Below are 19,121 nucleotides of genomic sequence, written 5' to 3'. Positions count from 1 at the left end.
ATAAGTAGGAAGAAGTGAGAAATGGGCGATTAGCTCAGTTGGTAGAGCATCTCCTTTACACGGAGGGGGTCGGCGGTTCGAGCCCGTCATCGCCCACCATTTCTCAGCACGTTTCTTCTTACATGGGGAAGTACCCAGAAGTGGGCGATTAGCTCAGTTGGTAGAGCATCTCCTTTACACGGAGGGGGTCGGCGGTTCGAGCCCGTCATCGCCCACCACTTCTGCGGGCCGTTAGCTCAGTTGGTAGAGCAGTTGACTTTTAATCAATTGGTCGCTGGTTCGAATCCAGCACGGCCCACCAATTCAGAAAGAAGCGCCTTATAGGCGCTTTTTTCGCATCTGTACTCCGAAGAAAAACCGTGATGGAGGCGAACCAGCCGCTGGTTCTTACTTTCCCCCTCCTCTACTCCAGTTTAAACATCGGCACGACTTTATTGTGCAGCGCCGGATTATCGCTTTCATCCTTCAGATTCACCCCCGACAATTTCCGCTGGAAAGATTGTTCGAGCAGCCACGCCAGCTTAAACGCCGCCTGAGGATAGTTCAGCCCTTCCGGACGCACATTCGAAATACAATTTCGTTCTGATTCCAGCCTTTTGGTGTGCGGCCCCCAGGTCATGTAAATCCCTAAACTGTCGGGAGACGACAAGCCGGGGCGTTCGCCGATCAAAATCGCTACCGCTTTGGCTTTCATTACCTGCGCGATGTCATCGCCCAGCGCGACCCGCGACTGATGCGCCAGCACTACCGGCCCGATGTTCAGCTCCAGCGTGCGCAGATACGGCAACAACGCCGCAATCAGCGGTACCGCCTGCCGATGTACCGCTTTCGATGACAAACCGTCAGCAATCACCAGCACCACATCGGCAGGCTCCGGTGCCAGACGTTGCAATGCCTGACGGCTGCTCTCCGACAGCTTACGTCCGAGATCCGGGCGGCACAGATAGGTCGCTCTGTCCGGCGCGGCACTGGCCACGGTCAGTGTTTCCAGCCCCAGCGCAAAAAGTTCAGGCTCCAGCGTCTGGCTGTCGAAAGGCTGATGCACCGCATCCCGCGCCTGAGCGTGCGCCAGACCAAAGCGTAATAACTCTTCCGTCGGTAAACTGGATCCGGTACGCCCCAGCGCGATACGTGCGGCGGTAAACTGTCGCAGCGTTTCCCACGGGTTGTTGTGCACCAGCGGCGACAGTCCCTGCCCTTTTTCTTTATTCATCAAGGCTGACCTCAGTTTAATTGCGGCAACTGACGCAGTAACGGATGCGACGCACGGGCATCCCGCAAGGCGCCCTGCGGATCAATAATTTTCATTTTCTCAAGCCAGACGGCAAATTCCGGCGCGTGTTTCAGCCCGAGTAATTCGCGGATGTACAACGCGTCATGGAAAGACGTGCTCTGATAATTGAGCATGATGTCATCCGCGCCCGGTACGCCAATCAGGAATGTCAGCCCGGCGGTGCCAAGCAGTGTCAGCAACGTATCCATATCATCCTGATCGGCTTCGGCGTGGTTGGTGTAACACACATCGCAACCCAGCGGCACGCCCAGAAGTTTGCCGCAGAAATGGTCCTCCAGTCCGGCGCGGATGATTTGCTTGCCGTCATACAGGTATTCCGGGCCGATAAAGCCGACCACGGTGTTGATCAGCAGCGGCGAAAAATGTCGCGCAATGGCGTACGCCCGCGCTTCGCAGGTTTGCTGATCCACACCAAAGTGCGCATTCGCGGATAAACAACTGCCCTGCCCGGTTTCGAAATACATCACGTTATCGCCGAGCGTGCCGCGCTTCAGGCTGAGTGCCGCCTGTTGTGCTTCCGCCAGCAGCGCCAGATTGATTCCAAAACCGCTGTTCGCCGCTTCGGTTCCGGCAATCGACTGAAACACCAGATCCACTGGCGCGCCGCGTTCCACCAGTTTGATGGTGTTGGTGACATGCGTCAGAACACAGGACTGCGTGGGGATTTCAAATCGCGTAATGATGTCGTCGAGCATGTAATTGAGATTTTCCAGCAACGGTAAGCTGTCGCTGGCGGGATTAATGCCGATCACCGCGTCGCCGGAGCCATACAGCAAGCCGTCGAGCATACTGGCGGCAATGCCCTGCAAATTGTCAGTGGGATGATTCGGTTGCAGACGCACACTCATGTGCCCCGGCAGCCCGATGGTGTTGCGGAACCGGGTGATCACCCGGCATTTTTTGGCGACCAGGATCAGATCCTGATTACGCATCAGTTTGCTGACAGCGGCGGCCATTTCCGGCGTGATGCCCCGGGCGACTGCCGCCAGGGTATCGCTGTCGGTTTTTTCACTCAGCAGCCAGTCACGAAAATCCCCGACGGTCAGATGCGAAATCGCGGCAAACGCTGCGACATCATGGGTATCGACAATCAGCCGCGTGACTTCATCCTTTTCATACGGCACCAGCAACTGTTGCAGAAAGGTTTTGAGCGGCACATCGGCCAGCGCCATTTTTGCCGCCATACGCTCCTCTGCGCTGGCGGCAGCCACTTCGGCCAGATAGTCGCCCGATCGTGCGGGCGACGCCTTTGCCATCAGTTCGCGCAAATCCTTAAACTGATAACGTCGGTGACGTAATGTCGTCTGAAACATAACACTCCTTAACGCGCCGGATTACTTGCCACTTTTTGCAGGCACCGGTCGCAGACCACGTAATTGCGGATCTTCTGCGGCATCAGTACGGGCCTGATGCGTGATGCGGAACCAGGCGTAAGCCAGCAGCATCATGGCGGCGAAGATCAGAAACAGTAAGGTGTTGTAGTAAATCATAGCGATCAGACAGACGACTGCCAGCACCAGCGCCAGTGCGGGAGCAAAAGGATAGAGTGGCGCACGGAACGGGCGGATCAGATTGGGTTCGCTGCGGCGCAGTTTGAACAACGCGGCCATCGAAATGATATACATCACAATGGCACCAAACACGGACATGGTGACAATATTGGCGGTCAGCGGCATACCGCCAATCACGATCAGCGAATCAGAGAAAATGGCGGCGATCCCGACCACACCCCCGGCGATAATCCCCAGATGCGGGGTCTGGAAACGGGCATTGACGCTGGCCAGCGTTTTCGGCAGATAACCCGCACGCGCCAGCGCGAAAATCTGGCGGGAATACCCCATGATAATGCCGTGGAACGACGCGATCAGGCCAAACAGCCCGAGCCAGACCAGCATATGCAGCCAGCCGCTGTCACTGCCGACAATCAGTTTCATCGCCTGCGGTAACGGATCATTGATGTTCGACAGTTTGGTCCAGTCGCCCACGCCACCGGCAAACAGCATCACGCCCAGCGCCAGAACGGTCAGGGTCAGAATGCCGCCGATAAAGGCTTTCGGAATGGTACGCTGCGGATCTTTGGCTTCTTCAGCCGCCATTGATGCACCTTCAATCGCCAGAAAGAACCAGATGGCAAACGGAATGGCGGCAAAAATGCCGGAGAATGCCGCCGGACTGAAGCTGTCGCTGCCCGCCCAGCCGCCGTGAACAAAGTTGGACATCTCAAAGCCCGGTGCCACCACGCCCATAAAGACCAGCAATTCGAAAATCGCCAGCAGCGTGACCAGCAGTTCAAAGGTAGCGGCGATGCTGACGCCCAGAATATTGAGCACCATAAAGACCAGATAGGCGCCGACGGCCACCCATTTCGGTTCAATCGACGGAAACTGCACATTAAGGTACGCGCCAATCGCCATGGCTATGGCTGGAGGCGCGAAAACAAATTCCACCAGGGTGGCAAAACCGGCGACGAATCCCCCTGTCGGCCCGAAGGCGCGATAAGCATAGGCAAAAGGCCCGCCCGCGTGCGGAATGGAGGTGGTGAGTTCGGTGAAACTGAAAATAAACGCGCAGTACATGGCGGCGATCACCAGTGCGGTGATCAGAAAGCCCAGTGTACCTGCCTGCGCCCAGCCGTAACTCCAGCCAAAATATTCGCCGGAAATCACCAGCCCGACGGCGATGCCCCAGAGTTTAAAGCTTCCCAGTGTTCGTTTTAATACGGGTGTCACTTTAGTATTTTGCATAGAAGATCCCCTGCCCGGTGATAATGCAATAATGTCAGGGAAGCTGTTGCAAAGGCTGTACCACTTAATAAACCCGCTCCCGGCGCGGGCTGCAGAGGTTCTGGCAGGCGGCCTGCTTCATTTTGGCGCGTTGCCCGACAGCCGCTTGCCCGAAACAGTGCGTTGCAAAAAGGTCACAAAATGGCGTTACTATCTTGCGTCGCCGAAAAGGAAAAATCAGATGAATAAGCAGGAACAACAGATTATCACCTGGCTCAGAGACGAACCGCTGCACTGGCGCGCGCTGACCGCAGTCCGCGAACTGGGATTGAATGATGCGTGGCTGGCGGCGGGATTTGTGCGCAATCTGGTGTGGGACCGGCTGCACGGGTATACGCAGGTGACGCCGCTTAACGACATCGACGTGGTGTATTTTAATCCTCAGGATTTTTCCGTTCAGGCCGATGAAGACTATGAGCGGCGTCTGCTGACGACCTCCCCCGACCTGCCGTGGTCGGTAAAAAATCAGGCCCGGATGCACGAACGTCACGGACATGCACCTTATACCTCCAGCGCCCAGGCCATGAGCTACTGGGTGGAAGTGGAAACCGCCATCGGGGCGCGGCTTAATGCCGACGGACAGATTGAACTGAATGCGCCGCTGGGGCTGGACGCCCTGTTTACCTTCACCCTGACGCCTAACCCCCGTCATGCGATTCCGGCGGTGTTTGCAGAGCGCGTCAGCCGTAAGGGCTGGCTGACGTTGTGGCCGAAACTGCAAATAAAAGCGAAGACCGAAAAGAATGCGTTAACTCTGTAAGGAATACGAAAAGCAGGTAAAGCCTTCGCCTGTCACCGCCGATACCTGTTGAGCACGCTTACGTGCAAAATTTGATTCTTACTAAGTGAGGCTTTATGACTACTATCAGCGCCACCAGCAGCTCACTGAGCTCGGCGTCCACCAGTGATTCAGGCAGCTCCAGTCAGATCGCACAGCTGACCAAACAGATCGCAAAACTGACCGAGCAGGTAAAAAACCTGAGCAGTTCCGGCGGCAGCTCTGAAGACGTGCAGGAACAGCAGGAAATGCTGCAACAGCAAATCGAATTGCTGCAACAGCAGATTGCACAAATCGAGCAACAACAGGCACAGAAAGCCCTTCAGCAGCAGCAAAAGCAAGAAGCCGCCGCTGAAATGAAGAAAGAAGAAGGCGTCAACAAGCCGTCTGAAACCAACGCGATCGATATCTACGTCTGATTTTTAAATGCAGTGAACAGCCAGCACGGACTCAGAAAGTGAACATCCCCTGCTGGCTGCGTTTCTCGCTCAGTTGTGCCGCCTGCTCTTTCACCACCTGCCAGATAGCCTGTGCCGCCGGGGACAACGAGCGGTTTTTCCTTTTCGCCAGCATCAGCACACGGTTGATTTCCGGCGTCAGATTGCGGATCACCAGACGACTGCCTTCCGGCATTGGCAACGCCAGCGCCGGTAATACGCTGATGCCAATTCCCGCTTCCACCATGGGAAATAACGTGGCCGGATGGCCGATCTCCTGCGCGATTTCCGCTTTCACTTTCTGCGCTTTCAGCGCGCCGTCGATCAGCATCCGGCTGCCGGAGGCATAATCCTGCAGCACCAGTTTCTGTCCATTGAGCGCCTGCCATTCCACCACCGGCCGCGTCGCCAGCGGATGATCTTCGCGGCACAGCAGCAAGAAAGGCTCATGCAAAATCGGCTCGCAATCGAGATCGGTGTTTTCACCGGGATCAATCACAATGCCGAAATCCACTTCCGCATTTCTCACACTGTTCAGCACCAGTTGCTGGGCCTGATCACGCAGAAGAATACGGATATCCGGATACTGCAGCTCGCCGCTGGCGATACATTGCGGCATCAGTTGCGCAGAGATGGTCTGGCTGGAGGCGATACGTACGCGGCCATTGTGCTGCGTCCCGAAACTGCGGGTATCGAGCAGCATGGCGTGAAGCTCATCCAGCAGCGGTTCGACCCGGTTTGCCAGCCGTAAACCGGCGTCGGTGAGCGCCACTTCACGCGTGGTTCTGTCCAGCAACCGCACGCCCATTTCGGCCTCCAGCTCTTTCAGGCTGTGACTGATGGCCGACTGGCTTAACCCTATCGCTTCACCGGCGCGGCTGAAGCTGCCGAAGCGGGAAACGGCAACAAATACACGAAGCTGACGGAGAGAATAATTCATGAATTTTCTGCATTAATGGATTAAATAAATCAATTTTTTAATTGTATCGCAAAGGCACAAAATAGCCGCATTCCAGAACAACATTTCCGAGACCTGCTATGCGCTTTTTACCCGATCGTTTCACCCTGACCCTGATCGCCACCGTCCTGCTGGCGACCTTTTTCCCGGCCAGCGGCATGTTTGTCGCTTTTTTCAATAATCTGACCATTTTCGCCATCGGCCTGCTGTTTTTCATGCATGGCGCAAAACTGTCGCGCGAAGCCATTTTTCAGGGCAGCAATAACTGGCGACTGCACCTGTGGGTGATGTTCAGCACCTTTATTTTATTCCCGATCCTCGGCCTGTTGTTCCAGTGGTGGCATCCGGTGGATGTCAGCCCGCAGATTTACAGCGGATTTGTCTATCTGTGTATTTTGCCTGCCACCGTGCAGTCGGCCATTGCCTTCACCTCACTGGCGGGCGGCAATGTGGCGGCGGCGGTGTGCAGTGCTTCCGCGTCCAGTCTGCTGGGGATTTTTGTGTCGCCGTTGCTGGTCAGCGTGCTGATGCATGTGCAGGGCGAAACGGGGAACGGGTTAGAACAGGTCTGGCACATTGTATTGCAACTGCTGGTGCCGTTTGTCGCCGGGCATTTGCTGCGTCCGCTGATTGGTGGCTTTGTAGAACGTCACCGTAAAATGATCGGCAAAACCGACCAGACGTCGATTCTTCTGGTGGTCTATTCCGCGTTCAGCGAAGCGGTCACACAAGGGATCTGGCATCAGGTGGGCATCGGCTCATTGCTGTTTATCGTGGTGTTCAGCCTGGTGCTGCTGGCGTTTATTCTGGTGATCAACACCTATATGGCGCGCTGGATGGGCTTCAGCAAACCCGATGAAATCACCATCGTGTTCTGCGGCTCGAAGAAAAGTCTGGCGAATGGTATTCCGATGGCAAATATTCTGTTCCCGGTCAGCGCGATCGGCATGATGGTGCTGCCGCTGATGATTTTCCATCAGGTGCAGCTGATGACCTGTGCGGTACTGGCGAAACGTTACCAGAAAAAGCAGCAGGAAGCGGCGCTGAAACAGACGCCAGTCACGGAATAATGCGGGCGAATAACAGGCAGAAAAAAGGCGCTGCGTTCAGCGCCTTTGTTTTATGAAAAAGAAAATTTTTATTCGTCAGTGCCGTCCAGACCCGGCCCGTTGCGGCGCAGCGGGTTGATCAGGCTCTGCAATCCTTCGCTTTTGATCGTCAGCGTCAGCTGCATCAGCTCACCGAGTTTTCCCTGCGGGAATTCGTCCTTGCGGGCAAACCACAGCAAATATTCCTCCGGCAGGTCGATCAGCACGCGTCCGGCATATTTACCGAACGGCATCACCGTATTGGCTATCTGGATCAGATCTTCTTTTTCCATCGTTTATTCACCCAGCAGACGGATCATTTCCGCTTCGTCGATCACCTCAATGCCCAGTTCCTGCGCTTTCGCCAGCTTGGAACCCGCCGCTTCACCGGCAATCACCAGATCAGTTTTCTTCGACACGCTGCCGGAGACTTTCGCGCCCAGCGCCGTCAGACGATCTTTGGCTTCGTCGCGGGACAGGATCGACAGCGATCCGGTCAGTACCACGGTTTTACCGGCAAACGGACTGTCGATTTCTTCCGGAACTATGACCTGCACTTCCGGCCAGTGAATGTTGATTTCCGGGCTTAACAGCTCGTCAATCACCTGCTGGTTATGTTCTTCCGACAGGAAATTCACCACGTGTCTGGCGACCACTTCACCCACGTCCTGCACAGTTTTCAGTGATTCGATATCCGCCGCTCTCAGTGCATCCACTGAACCGTAATGCGCCGCGAGATTTGCCGCCGTCGCTTCGCCCACTTCACGAATACCTAAAGCGTACAGGAATCGCGCCAGCGTGGTTTCTTTGGCTTTTTCCAGCGCATTCACCACGTTTTGTGCCGATTTAGGCCCCATGCGATCAAGGCCGGTGAGCTTACCTGCGGTCAGACGGAACAGGTCCGCAGGTGTTTTGACATATTCTTTGTCGACCAGTTGATCGATGATTTTGTCGCCCATGCCGTCAACATCCAGCGCGCGGCGGGAAACAAAATGCTTCAGCGCCTCTTTGCGCTGTGCGCCACAAATCAGACCCGCCGTACAACGCGCCACGGCCTCGCCTTCGACACGTTCGACATCAGAGTGACAGACAGGGCAATGCGTCGGGAACACCACTTCGCGGGCATCTTCCGGACGTTCATCCAGCACCACACCGACAACCTGCGGGATCACGTCACCGGCACGGCGGACAATCACGGTATCGCCGATACGCAGGCCAAGACGCTCAATCTCATCCGCATTATGCAGCGTCGCGTTACTGACCATCACGCCTGCGACCAGCACCGGCTCCAGACGGGCAACCGGCGTGATAGCACCGGTACGTCCGACCTGAAACTCGACATCTTTCACCAGCGTGATCTGCTCCTGCGCCGGGAATTTAAATGCCGTCGCCCAGCGCGGCGCGCGGGCGACAAAGCCCAGCGTTTCCTGAATATCCAGCGAGTCAATTTTCACCACCACGCCATCGATATCAAAACCCAGCGACGGGCGGTCAGCTTCAACCTGACGATAAAATGCCAGCACTTCATCGCTGCCGGTACACAGACGGACGCGGTCACTGACCGGTAAACCCCAGGCCTTAAACTGTTGCAGACGGGCAATATGGCTGCGTGGCAGTTCACCGCCTTCCAGCAGACCCACGCCGTAGCAGAAGAAAGTCAGCGGACGTTTGGCGGTAATGCGCGGATCGAGCTGACGCAACGAACCGGCGGCGGCATTACGCGGGTTGGCAAACACTTTCCCGCCGGTGCGGCGCGCTTCGTCATTCATCGCCTCAAAGCCCGGCTGTGGCATAAAGACTTCACCACGCACCTCAAGACGGGCAGGAATATTGTCGCCATGCAGGCGCAGGGGAATGGCGCGGATTGTCCGTACGTTGGCGGTAATGTTCTCGCCGGTGGTGCCATCGCCACGCGTGGCTGCCTGCACCAGTTCGCCATTCTCATACAGCAGGCTTACCGCCAGACCATCAAGTTTCAGCTCGCAACAGAATGTCAGAGGCTCAGCTGTTTTCAGGCGATCCTGCACGCGCTTATAAAACGCCAGATAGCTTTCTTCATCAAACACGTTGTCGAGCGACAACATCGGTACCTGATGTTTGACCTGTTCAAAGGCAGAAAGCGGTGCTGCGCCCACGCGTTGCGTCGGAGAATCCGCAGTAATCAGCTCAGGATGCGCAGCTTCCAGCTCACGCAACTCACGCATTAAGCGGTCATACTCCGCATCCGGCACTTCCGGTGCATCCAGAACATGATACTGGTATTCGTGATGGCGCAACTGAGTGCGTAATTGATTGATCTGTTGTTCGATAGTGGCCATGACTCACCGTGGAGATAAAAAACCCCCGGCAAGCGGGGGTTTGGGGAATGGGTGTTTCACGAACGCCTGACTCAGGCGATCGCCTCGAGGACCTCGCGGATCCGCGCTTTGTACGTTTCGAGCTTCTGCGGCGTAATCATACGACGCTCATCGTCGAGCACCATCGCACCGACATCATCGGCAATACGCTGGGCAGACTGCAACAGCAGTTTGAAGTTCTGATGCGCGTCGCCGTAGCAAGGCACCATCATAAACAACGTAACGCCTGGCGTGGAAAAGTCAGACATAGTGTCAGGGTCGAAAGAACCCGGTTTGACCATATTTGCCAGACTGAACAACACCGGACCGCTGCCCGCAGGGCTGACGTGACGATGGAAAATATTCATGGCACCAAACTGGAAACCAGCCTGAAGCACGCTGTTAAGTAACACTTCACCGCCGATGACGCCGCCCTGATGCGCTGCAACGTGCAGCACCAGAACCGTCTCTTTCAGTTTCGCTTTCTCAGCCGGGGCTTCTTCTGCAGGCGCAAAAGGCGCGGCCTGAGGCTCTGCTTTCGCAGCCGGTGCCGCATCCGCATGAATTTCCTGCGGCGGTACCGGTGCCTGCTGTTTAGCGTCAGGGGTATATTCCTGATCCTGAGGCGCAAAATCAGCGACAGGTTCGCGACGCGGTGCAGTGACGGGTTCAGCGGCTGAATAACCACTCAGCAACGGATCGTCCTGCACAGCATGTTGCTGTGGCTGAGGCGGTTGTTGAGGACGAGCAACAGGTGCTGGCGCTGGCTGCGCAGGGGAAACCTGCGGCTGACGTGGCGGTGCAGTCTGTTCTGGCTCATCATACTGACCTAAAGTCGGTTCATCCTGAGGATAAGCAGGACGCACGCGCACTTCCCCCACTCCATCGACAAAATCTTCGGACGGAGATTGTTCCCGTTCTTTTTTCACACGTTTAGCTGGACGATCGCGAAACAGCGAAGAGCGTTCTTTACGGCTGGTCCACAAACCGTGTAACAACAACGCTATTATGGCGATCGCGCCAACAACGATTAATATCAGACGCAAATCCTGCATCATTGCTATCTCTGTTGTTCTAATACATTGCCACCACGGCAAACATTCACAATATTAACTCTATTTGCCCACGTAGATAAGTGCAAGTCTGGACTCTACTTTCTGCTAATAAATAGGGCAGTTGCACCTTTTTTTGCTGTTTTTTCAGCCAATCCACTGCTAGCCAGTGGAAAATCATACCGATATGATAGCCCATGTCATTCAACTCAGAGAGAAAATTTCGTTTATGACCTCATCGCAAAGCGCCAGACAAGCAAACGGCGTGCATTATTTCAAACAGGGCTGGACGCTCATTTCCTTACCCGGGATACGACGTTTTGTGATTTTACCGCTGGCCGTGAATGTGCTGCTGATGGGCGGCGCGTTCTGGTGGCTGTTTAGCAAACTGGGAGAATGGATCCCGGCCATGATGAGCAAGGTGCCAACATGGCTGAGCTGGCTGGATTATCTGATCTGGCCGGTGGCGGTGCTGTCCGTCGTGCTGGTGTTCAGCTATTTCTTCAGCACCCTTGCCAACTGGATTGCCGCGCCGTTCAGCGGGTTGCTCGCCGAACAACTCGAAGCACGCCTGACAGGCAAACCGCTGCTGGACACCGGTATCTGGGACATCATGAAAGATCTGCCCCGCATCATGAAACGTGAATGGCAGAAGCTGGCGTATTACCTGCCGCGCGCCCTGCTGCTGTTCGCGCTCTATTTTATTCCGGTGATCGGCCAGACCGTCGCCCCGGTACTGTGGTTCTTCTTCAGCGCCTGGATGGTGGTGATTCAGTACTGTGACTATCCTTTTGATAACCACAAAGTGAGTTTTGCTGACATGCGCCGTTCGCTCGGCAGCAACAAAATCGACAATATGCAGTTTGGCTCGCTGGTCAGCCTGTTCACCATGATACCGGTGCTGAATCTGGTGATCCTGCCAGTGGCGGTGTGCGGCGCGACCGCCATGTGGTGTGACCGCTATCGCCATGTTTACGTTAAAAACAATATCGATGTGAATTCCACCCGACAATAATGCGTTTTTCTCACAGCCGCCTGCGGGCGGCTGCCTGCTATGCTTGACTTTTCTTCCCCAAACTTATTTCTTAATAACGTATCGATATACCAAATACCAAAACCTTACTTCACTGGGAAAGCGGTTCGCGTATGCTTTCCTGATTCCCACTAATTTCATAGTGTTGAAAGCTTCACACCGTGAATATTTCATACAGTTAAAGGACGGGTTATGAGCAAGATCTATGAAGACAATTCATTAACAATTGGCCATACGCCACTGGTTCGCCTGAACCGTATCGGTAATGGTCGTATTCTGGCTAAGGTCGAGTCACGTAACCCGAGCTTCAGCGTGAAATGCCGTATCGGTGCAAACATGATTTGGGATGCTGAAAAGAAAGGCATTCTGACCAAAGATATCGAACTGGTTGAACCGACCAGCGGCAACACCGGTATCGCACTGGCTTACGTCGCGGCCGCGCGCGGTTACAAACTGACGCTGACCATGCCGGAAACCATGAGTGTGGAACGCCGCAAGTTGCTGAAAGCCCTCGGTGCCAATCTGGTGCTGACCGAAGGCGCGAAAGGCATGAAAGGGGCGATTGCCAAAGCTGAAGAAATTCAGGCCAGCGATCCGCAGCGTTATCTTATTCTTCAGCAGTTCAGCAATCCGGCCAACCCGGCCATCCACGAACAAACCACCGGCCCGGAAATCTGGGAAGATACCGATGGCGCAGTGGATGTGCTGATTGCGGGCGTGGGCACCGGCGGGACGATCACCGGAACCGGCCGTTATCTGAAAAGCAAAAAAAGCAGCGTCACGCTGGTGGCCGTGGAGCCAACAGATTCACCCGTTATCACCCAGACGCTGAACGGCGAAGAAGTGAAACCCGGCCCGCATAAAATTCAGGGTATCGGGGCCGGTTTTATTCCGGGCAACCTGGATCTGGAACTGCTGGATCGTGTCACGCTGATCACCAATGACGAATCTATCCAGATGGCACGTCGCCTGATGGAAGAAGAAGGCATTCTGGCGGGGATTTCTTCCGGTGCAGCCGTCGAAGCGGCAGTAAAATTATCCAAAGAACCGGAATTTGCTGATAAAACGATCGTGGTTATCCTGCCATCATCTGGCGAACGCTATCTGAGTACCGCATTGTTTGCCGATTTGTTCACCGAGAAAGAATTGCAACAATAATGCCACATCCTTAAAAGCGGCTAAAAAAGCACCTCAAGGGGTGCTTTTTTGTGGCCTGCGTCAAAGTTTATACCACTCCGTCATTGATTTTACCCGCCAGGTTTAGTATTTAACCGGACAATTATTTCGATGCTCGAAATTAATCGCTTCCATGATGCCTTCCCGCTGAATCGATTTACCGATTTGTTACATGAGGGAAAAAGACGGCATAATGGAGGAATAACAGAAAAGCCTGGATCCAGGGCAAAGAGTTTTATCGCTGAGTGCGTTATTTTCTCTTTTCTGTTGCATCAGAACCTGCCCCTGAACCATAGTCAGGCGCTAATCTCTACAGGCTAAAGTGAAGGCCATAAGCTAAACTTTAGCTCCACAACATTACTTTAATAAGTTGGGGAAACAACAATGTTCCAGCAAGAAGTTACTATTACCGCTCCTAATGGTCTGCACACTCGCCCTGCTGCACAGTTCGTGAAAGAAGCGAAAGGTTTCGCGTCTGACATCACCGTGACATCAAACGGTAAAAGCGCCAGCGCTAAAAGCCTGTTCAAACTGCAAACTCTGGGCCTGACTCAGGGCACCGTTGTGACCCTCTCAGCTGAAGGTGAAGACGAGCAGAAAGCCGTTGAACACTTGGTAAAACTGATGGCAGAGCTCGAGTAACAATAGCCGCTCTTATATAGTTTAAACCAGTCAAGAGAAAGGTAGGGTTATGATTTCAGGCATTTTAGTATCTCCCGGTATCGCTTTCGGCAAAGCACTTCTGTTGAAAGAAGATGAAATTGTCATCAACCGGAAAAAAATCTCTCCTGATCAGGTTGATCAGGAAGTTGAGCGTTTCCTGACGGGCCGTGCGAAAGCGTCTGCCCAGCTGGAAGTGATCAAGACCAAAGCCGGTGAGACCTTCGGTGAAGAGAAAGAAGCCATCTTCGAAGGCCACATCATGTTGTTGGAAGACGAAGAGCTTGAACAGGAAATCATAGCCCTCATCAAAGACGAGCATGCTTCTGCTGACGCTGCTGCTTTCTCTGTCATTGAAGGCCAGGCGAAAGCCCTGGAAGAGCTTGATGACGAATACCTGAAAGAACGTGCGGCTGACGTGCGTGACATCGGTAAACGCCTGCTGCGCAACATTCTCGACATGACCATCGTTGATCTGAGTTCCATTCAGGACGAAGTTATCCTGGTGGCAACCGATCTGACCCCGTCAGAAACCGCACAGCTGAACCTGAACAAGGTTCTGGGCTTCATCACTGATTTGGGTGGCCGTACTTCTCACACCTCAATCATGGCGCGTTCCCTGGAATTACCTGCAATCGTAGGTACCAGCGACGTGACCAAACAAGTCAAAAATGATGACTATCTGATCCTCGACGCCGTAAACAATAAAATCTATGTCAACCCGACAGCAGACGTTATTGACGAGCTGAAAGCCGTTCAGAACCAGTACATTTCCGAAAAAGACGAACTGACCAAACTGAAAGATCTGCCGGCGATCACGCTGGACGGTCATCAGGTTGAAGTCTGTGCCAACATCGGTACCGTGCGCGACGTCGCCGGTGCAGAGCGCAATGGCGCTGAAGGTGTCGGCCTGTATCGTACAGAATTCCTGTTCATGGACCGTGACAGCCTGCCTACCGAAGAAGAGCAATTCCAGGCGTATAAAGCCGTTGCTGAAGCAATGGGCTCACAGGCGGTTATCGTGCGTACCATGGACATCGGCGGTGATAAAGACCTGCCGTACATGAACCTGCCAAAAGAAGAGAACCCGTTCCTGGGCTGGCGTGCAATCCGTATCTGTCTGGACCGTAAAGAAATTCTTCACGACCAGCTGAAAGGCATTCTGCGTGCTTCTGCGTTCGGTAAACTGCGCATCATGTTCCCGATGATCATTTCTGTTGAAGAAGTGCGTGAACTGAAAGCAGAACTGGAAATGCTGAAAGCGCAGCTGCGCGAGAAAGGTCAGGCGTTCGATGAAACCATCGAAGTCGGCGTAATGGTGGAAACACCGGCTGCCGCAGTGATTGCTCATCATCTGGCAAAAGAAGTCGATTTCTTCAGTATTGGTACAAACGATCTTACCCAGTATACTTTGGCAGTGGATCGCGGTAACGAGCTGATTTCTCATCTGTACAACCCAATGTCTCCGTCAGTACTTGGTTTAATTAAGCAAGTTATTGACGCATCTCATGCTGCCGGTAAATGGACAGGGATGTGCGGCGAGCTAGCCGGTGACGAACGTGCTACACTTCTTCTATTGGGCATGGGGTTAGATGAGTTCAGCATGAGCGCTATCTCTATCCCACGCATCAAGAAAATTATTCGCAATACAAACTTCGAAGATGTGAAAGCGCTGGCAGATCAGGCCCTGGCCCAACCTACGGCGCAAGAGTTGATGAACCTGGTTAACAAGTTCATTGAAGAAAAAACACTCTGCTAATTGCGCGATGCTGGTAAAGCTGCCCAAATTAATGCTTAGGAGAAGATCATGGGTTTGTTCGATAAACTGAAATCATTGGTTTCTGATGATAAAAAAGACGTTGGCACTATTGAAATCGTAGCGCCGATCTCTGGTGAGATTGTCAACATTGAAGATGTGCCTGACGTAGTTTTCGCTGAGAAAATCGTAGGTGACGGTATTGCTATCAAACCATCTGGCAACAAAATGGTTGCGCCGGTTGATGGTACTATCGGTAAAATCTTCGAAACTAACCATGCTTTCTCAATCGAATCCGACAGTGGCATCGAGTTGTTCGTGCACTTCGGTATCGACACCGTTGAACTGAAAGGCGAAGGCTTCAAACGCATCGCTGAAGAAGGTCAACGTGTTAAGAAAGGCGATTTGGTTATCGAGTTTGATCTGGCTCTGCTGGAAGAGAAAGCGAAGTCTACCCTGACTCCGGTTGTCATCTCTAACATGGACGAGATCAAAGAGCTGATTAAACTGACTGGTAGCGTGACTGTGGGCGAAACCCCAATCATCCGCATCAAGAAGTAATTCGCTCAGCGAGATGTAAAGCAAGAAGTTAAAAACGGCGCCTTATCAGCGCCGTTTTTTATTGCCTGTAAAAACAGCAATCTGCACAATAATTCGAGTCGCAGAAAGCCGGCAAACGAAGCCATCCCGATGAGCTTACACAAAGTAAGTAATTCGGGTGGCTGAGAGTAGCCAACGCATCTGCGGCTCGAATTATGAAGCGGATTTCCAGTGAGGAACTTGAAGGCTGATGATCAGTCCATGTGGCTGCGCATTACGGGCATCCACTTTCCCCTCATGCGCCACCATCACTTTGCGGGTGATTGCCAGCCCCAGACCGTAGCCTTTGCCTGACAGTGGCGATTTCACGCGCACGAACGGGTCAAAGATACTCGACAGCTTATCTTCTTCTACACCCGGCCCCTGATCGGCCACTTCAATCTGCAAATATTGCTCGACCTGCGCCAGCGATACAGTGATTGTCTGACCGCGGGCAGAAAAACGCAGCGCATTGCGTACCACGTTATCCACAGCACGTCGCATCAGTTCAGCATTGCCTTTCACGGTGTAATCCGTTTCATCCGGTGATTCAGGGTTCATGGCAATCTCAACGCCCGGCAATTGTGCTTCGTAGCGGGCATCGTTCACCACCGCTTCCACCAGCCCGTAGAGATCGAAATATTCCTCATCAGGGATTTCGCTGTTTTCAGTGCGCGACAATGCCAGCAATTCGCCGATCATCTTATCCAGACGGCCCGCTTCATGCTCAATGCGGCTCAGCGAGGTATCGACGTTAGACGGATTTTGCCGCGCCAGTCCGATCGCCAGTTGCAGGCGTGCCAGCGGCGAACGCAATTCATGCGAAACGTCGTGCAGCAACTCCTCTCGCGCTTTCACCAGCACCTGTAAGCGTTCGGCCATGGAGTCGAAATCTCGCGCCACTTCTGACAACTCGTCGTGACGTTTCCCCATGCTGCTATACAACCGTACAGAAAGATCGCCCTGCGCCACACGTCCGAAAGCTTTACGCATTTGCAGCATAGGTCGCGTCAGGTTCCAGGCCAGCACGGCGCTGAACAGCAATCCGCCAAGCCCGCCCAGCCATAACAGCGGCGGTGGCATATTCAGCAGTTCGCGACGTTTCCGTGGCCGGTATTCTTCCATCAGCCCTTTCACGTCATAGCGCAGACGATAGCCCTGCCCGTCCGGCCCCTGAACAAACTCCACCACTTCATGGGGAATTTTACCGGGTTCCAGATCCTGCATACTGTTGCCTTTGGCGGGCAGCAAGGAAGGCGATACCGAGAAGAATTGCCGGTCATCCGCAGGCCAGTCGGCTATCATGGCGTTGAGAGCAGGCAAGCCGCCGGAATGCAATGTTGAGACGGCAGAGGTAATTTGCAGTTTCACAAACCGGCGGGCAATGCCGCTTTCCGGCGGTTCATGCGGATTATAAAAGGCAAAAACCACCCAGAGCCCCTGAGTGATCGCCACGAAGGTAAACCAGAATCCCAGCAGGATTTTCCAGAACAGCCTTCCGCGCAGTCGTTTAGCGGATTCTATAGCCAATGCTGCGCACCGTTTCAATAGTCAGAATATCGCCACCTTCCAGTGACCCCAGTTTCTGACGGATGTTACTGATGTGCACATCAATACTGCGGTCATAGGCTTCACGCGGACGCCCCAGACCTTTTTCCGACAATTCATCTTTCGATACCACTCGCTCCGGTGAACGCAGCAGTAACTCCAGCAGATTGAATTCAGAGGCCGTCAGATCGAAAGGTACACCGCGCCATTCGCTGCTGCGGGTCGCCGGATTCAGCGTCAGGTCGCCATAGATCACTGAGGAAGAGTCAGAATGCGATTCCTGCTGTTCTTCCACACGGCGCAGCACGGCACGCAGACGGGCCACCAGTTCACGCGGATAACAGGGTTTCGGCATGTAATCGTCCGCCCCCATTTCCAGGCCAATCACGCGGTCGATATTGTCGCCCTTCGCCGTCAGCATAATGATCGGCAGACGGCTGTTTTTACGCACCTGACGCAGAACATCAATGCCGCTCATGTCCGGCAGCATAATATCGAGGATCATCGCCGTGTATTCGCCAGACATCGCGCCTTCCACACCGGCTCTGCCGGTCAGCACCAGAGAGGCGTCAAAGCCTTCTGCGATCAGGTATTCGCTGAGCATGGTGCCTAACTCAAGATCGTCATCGACTAACAAAATTTTCATTCTTATTTCCGCCTGGCTAAAATTTTGGTCATTTTTACCACTAAGCCTGCCCTTCGCAGCCGCTTTTACTCTAATTTTACATTCAACAGCTGAATATAGAATTAAACATTAAAAACGCCAGTGGATAAGTAACGGTCTCCGCGATCGCAGATGATCGCCACCACCACGCTGCCCGGATGGCTTCTGGCAACGCGTAACGCCCCTGCCACGGCCCCGCCGGAACTCACGCCACAGAAGATACCTTCTGTCCGCGCCAGTGCGCGCATGGTGTCTTCTGCTTCGTTCTGGCCCATATCCATCACTTCATCAACCAGTTCAGGATTGAAAATCCCCGGCAGATATTCCACCGGCCAGCGGCGTATACCCGGAATGCTGCTGCCTTCTGAAGGTTGCAGCCCGACGATTTTAACCCCGGTGTGCTGGCTGCGCAGAAAACGGCTGACACCGGTGATTGTGCCGGTGGTGCCCATGCTGGAGACAAAATGCGTGATGCGCCCGTGCGTTTGTTGCCAGATTTCGGGGCCGGTGGTGGTGAAGTGAGCGAGCGGATTATCGGGATTATTAAACTGATCCAGCACTTTCCCCTGCCCCTGCTTTTCCATGTCCAGCGCCAGATCGCGCGCGCCTTCCATTCCCTGTGCCCGGCTGACCAGTAACAGCTCCGCGCCGTACGCGCGCATCGACGCCTGACGCTCAAGGCTCATATTTTCCGGCATCAGCAATTTCAGCTTGTAGCCTTTCAGCGCGGCAATCATCGCCAGCGCAATACCGGTATTGCCGCTGGTGGCCTCGATCAGCGTATCACCCGGGCGAATTTCACCGCGCTTTTCTGCCTGCTCAATCATAAACAGTGCGGCACGATCTTTTACCGATCCGGCGGGATTATTGCCTTCCAGTTTGACCCAAATCTCGCTGTCCAGATCCTGAGTCAGGCGCTGTAATCTCACCAGAGGGGTATTACCGATGTAATGTTCAAGCGTACTCACGGGCTTGCCTT

17 protein-coding genes, 3 tRNA genes and 1 pseudogene are annotated in these 19,121 nt (G+C 54.0%); 11 read left to right on the top strand and 10 right to left on the bottom strand.

What is annotated here, in order from left to right:
- The first annotated feature begins 23 nt into the window (after nucleotides 1-23).
- From EDF78_RS08015 to EDF78_RS08005, 3 genes are all read left to right on the top strand, one after another.
- Nucleotides 24-99: transfer RNA gene (locus EDF78_RS08015), tRNA-Val, on the top strand.
- Between the two features lie 43 nt (nucleotides 100-142).
- A tRNA-Val gene (locus tag EDF78_RS08010) sits at nucleotides 143-218 on the top strand.
- 7 nt (nucleotides 219-225) lie between these two features.
- Nucleotides 226-301, top strand: a tRNA-Lys gene (locus tag EDF78_RS08005).
- A 102-nt stretch (nucleotides 302-403) separates the two neighbouring features.
- Here the strand turns inward: EDF78_RS08005 and eutC are convergent.
- The 3 genes from eutC to eat are packed head-to-tail and all read right to left on the bottom strand — an operon-like array spanning nucleotide 404 to nucleotide 4,038.
- Nucleotides 404-1,213: an ethanolamine ammonia-lyase subunit EutC gene (eutC, locus tag EDF78_RS08000; protein WP_119822638.1), complete on the bottom strand. Its 810-nt coding sequence runs from the start codon at nucleotides 1,211-1,213 to the stop codon at nucleotides 404-406.
- Between the two features lie 11 nt (nucleotides 1,214-1,224).
- Nucleotides 1,225-2,607 (bottom strand): ethanolamine ammonia-lyase subunit EutB, encoded by a 1,383-nt coding sequence (locus EDF78_RS07995; protein WP_095922964.1) that lies wholly within the window; start codon nucleotides 2,605-2,607, stop codon nucleotides 1,225-1,227.
- A gap of 21 nt (nucleotides 2,608-2,628) precedes the next feature.
- Entirely contained in the window at nucleotides 2,629-4,038 is a 1,410-nt protein-coding gene (gene eat, locus EDF78_RS07990; protein WP_095922965.1) for an ethanolamine permease, read from the bottom strand.
- Between the two features lie 220 nt (nucleotides 4,039-4,258).
- On the opposite strand from eat, the gene EDF78_RS07985 reads away from it, so the two are divergent.
- Both EDF78_RS07985 and EDF78_RS07980 read left to right on the top strand, forming a co-directional pair.
- Nucleotides 4,259-4,837 carry a nucleotidyltransferase family protein gene (locus tag EDF78_RS07985; protein WP_133822871.1) on the top strand — a complete coding sequence of 193 codons (579 nt, stop codon included), beginning with the start codon at nucleotides 4,259-4,261 and terminating at the stop codon, nucleotides 4,835-4,837.
- A gap of 95 nt (nucleotides 4,838-4,932) precedes the next feature.
- On the top strand, nucleotides 4,933-5,274 hold the full coding sequence (locus EDF78_RS07980) for a FlxA-like family protein (RefSeq protein WP_095922967.1): 342 nt from the start codon (nucleotides 4,933-4,935) through the stop codon (nucleotides 5,272-5,274).
- A 31-nt stretch (nucleotides 5,275-5,305) separates the two neighbouring features.
- On the opposite strand, the gene EDF78_RS07975 is transcribed toward EDF78_RS07980, so the two are convergent.
- Nucleotides 5,306-6,232 carry a LysR family transcriptional regulator gene (locus tag EDF78_RS07975; protein ID WP_133822870.1) on the bottom strand — a complete coding sequence of 309 codons (927 nt, stop codon included), beginning with the start codon at nucleotides 6,230-6,232 and terminating at the stop codon, nucleotides 5,306-5,308.
- A 98-nt stretch (nucleotides 6,233-6,330) separates the two neighbouring features.
- Between EDF78_RS07975 and EDF78_RS07970 the strand changes: the two genes are divergently transcribed.
- The gene (locus EDF78_RS07970) at nucleotides 6,331-7,320 is read left to right on the top strand and encodes a bile acid:sodium symporter family protein (protein WP_095922969.1); all 990 of its coding nucleotides are present in this window, start codon (nucleotides 6,331-6,333) and stop codon (nucleotides 7,318-7,320) included.
- Nucleotides 7,321-7,388: 68 nt separating this feature from the next.
- Here the strand turns inward: EDF78_RS07970 and EDF78_RS07965 are convergent, their stop codons facing one another.
- The 3 genes from EDF78_RS07965 to zipA form a co-directional block, all read right to left on the bottom strand.
- The gene (locus EDF78_RS07965) at nucleotides 7,389-7,631 is read right to left on the bottom strand and encodes a DUF3820 family protein (protein WP_133822869.1); all 243 of its coding nucleotides are present in this window, start codon (nucleotides 7,629-7,631) and stop codon (nucleotides 7,389-7,391) included.
- Nucleotides 7,632-7,634: 3 nt separating this feature from the next.
- Complete coding sequence (ligA, locus tag EDF78_RS07960) at nucleotides 7,635-9,656, bottom strand: NAD-dependent DNA ligase LigA (protein ID WP_133822868.1); 2,022 nt, start codon at nucleotides 9,654-9,656, stop codon at nucleotides 7,635-7,637.
- A gap of 71 nt (nucleotides 9,657-9,727) precedes the next feature.
- The gene (gene zipA / locus EDF78_RS07955; RefSeq protein WP_133822867.1) at nucleotides 9,728-10,732 is read right to left on the bottom strand and encodes a cell division protein ZipA; all 1,005 of its coding nucleotides are present in this window, start codon (nucleotides 10,730-10,732) and stop codon (nucleotides 9,728-9,730) included.
- A 223-nt stretch (nucleotides 10,733-10,955) separates the two neighbouring features.
- On the opposite strand from zipA, the gene cysZ reads away from it, so the two are divergent.
- From cysZ to crr, 5 genes and pseudogenes are all read left to right on the top strand, one after another.
- Entirely contained in the window at nucleotides 10,956-11,741 is a 786-nt protein-coding gene (gene cysZ, locus EDF78_RS07950) for a sulfate transporter CysZ (RefSeq protein ID WP_133822866.1), read from the top strand.
- A gap of 210 nt (nucleotides 11,742-11,951) precedes the next feature.
- Nucleotides 11,952-12,917, top strand: coding sequence for a cysteine synthase A (gene cysK / locus EDF78_RS07945; protein WP_095922974.1), 966 nt, complete (start codon nucleotides 11,952-11,954; stop codon nucleotides 12,915-12,917).
- A gap of 402 nt (nucleotides 12,918-13,319) precedes the next feature.
- Nucleotides 13,320-13,577 carry a phosphocarrier protein Hpr gene (gene ptsH, locus EDF78_RS07935; protein ID WP_013574433.1) on the top strand — a complete coding sequence of 86 codons (258 nt, stop codon included), beginning with the start codon at nucleotides 13,320-13,322 and terminating at the stop codon, nucleotides 13,575-13,577.
- A gap of 49 nt (nucleotides 13,578-13,626) precedes the next feature.
- Nucleotides 13,627-15,424 (top strand): annotated as a pseudogene (gene ptsI / locus EDF78_RS07930) (phosphoenolpyruvate-protein phosphotransferase PtsI).
- Complete coding sequence (gene crr / locus EDF78_RS07925; RefSeq protein ID WP_095922976.1) at nucleotides 15,403-15,912, top strand: PTS glucose transporter subunit IIA; 510 nt, start codon at nucleotides 15,403-15,405, stop codon at nucleotides 15,910-15,912. The pseudogene ptsI and the gene crr overlap by 22 nt, the downstream one beginning before the upstream one ends.
- Nucleotides 15,913-16,104: 192 nt before the next feature.
- Here the strand turns inward: crr and EDF78_RS07920 are convergent, their stop codons facing one another.
- From EDF78_RS07920 to cysM, 3 genes are all read right to left on the bottom strand, one after another.
- Complete coding sequence (locus EDF78_RS07920) at nucleotides 16,105-17,460, bottom strand: ATP-binding protein (protein WP_133822865.1); 1,356 nt, start codon at nucleotides 17,458-17,460, stop codon at nucleotides 16,105-16,107.
- Nucleotides 17,441-18,124: a response regulator transcription factor gene (locus EDF78_RS07915; RefSeq protein WP_095922978.1), complete on the bottom strand. Its 684-nt coding sequence runs from the start codon at nucleotides 18,122-18,124 to the stop codon at nucleotides 17,441-17,443. The genes EDF78_RS07920 and EDF78_RS07915 overlap by 20 nt, the downstream gene beginning before the upstream one ends.
- 101 nt (nucleotides 18,125-18,225) lie before the next feature.
- Nucleotides 18,226-19,110 (bottom strand): cysteine synthase CysM, encoded by an 885-nt coding sequence (gene cysM / locus EDF78_RS07910; protein WP_131692928.1) that lies wholly within the window; start codon nucleotides 19,108-19,110, stop codon nucleotides 18,226-18,228.
- Nucleotides 19,111-19,121: the final 11 nt, after the last annotated feature.

Source organism: Rahnella sp. BIGb0236, assembly GCF_004364755.1.
In the GTDB taxonomy this organism is placed as follows: Bacteria; Pseudomonadota; Gammaproteobacteria; order Enterobacterales; family Enterobacteriaceae; genus Rahnella; species Rahnella victoriana.
This window is presented reverse-complemented; position numbering and strand designations above follow the sequence as displayed.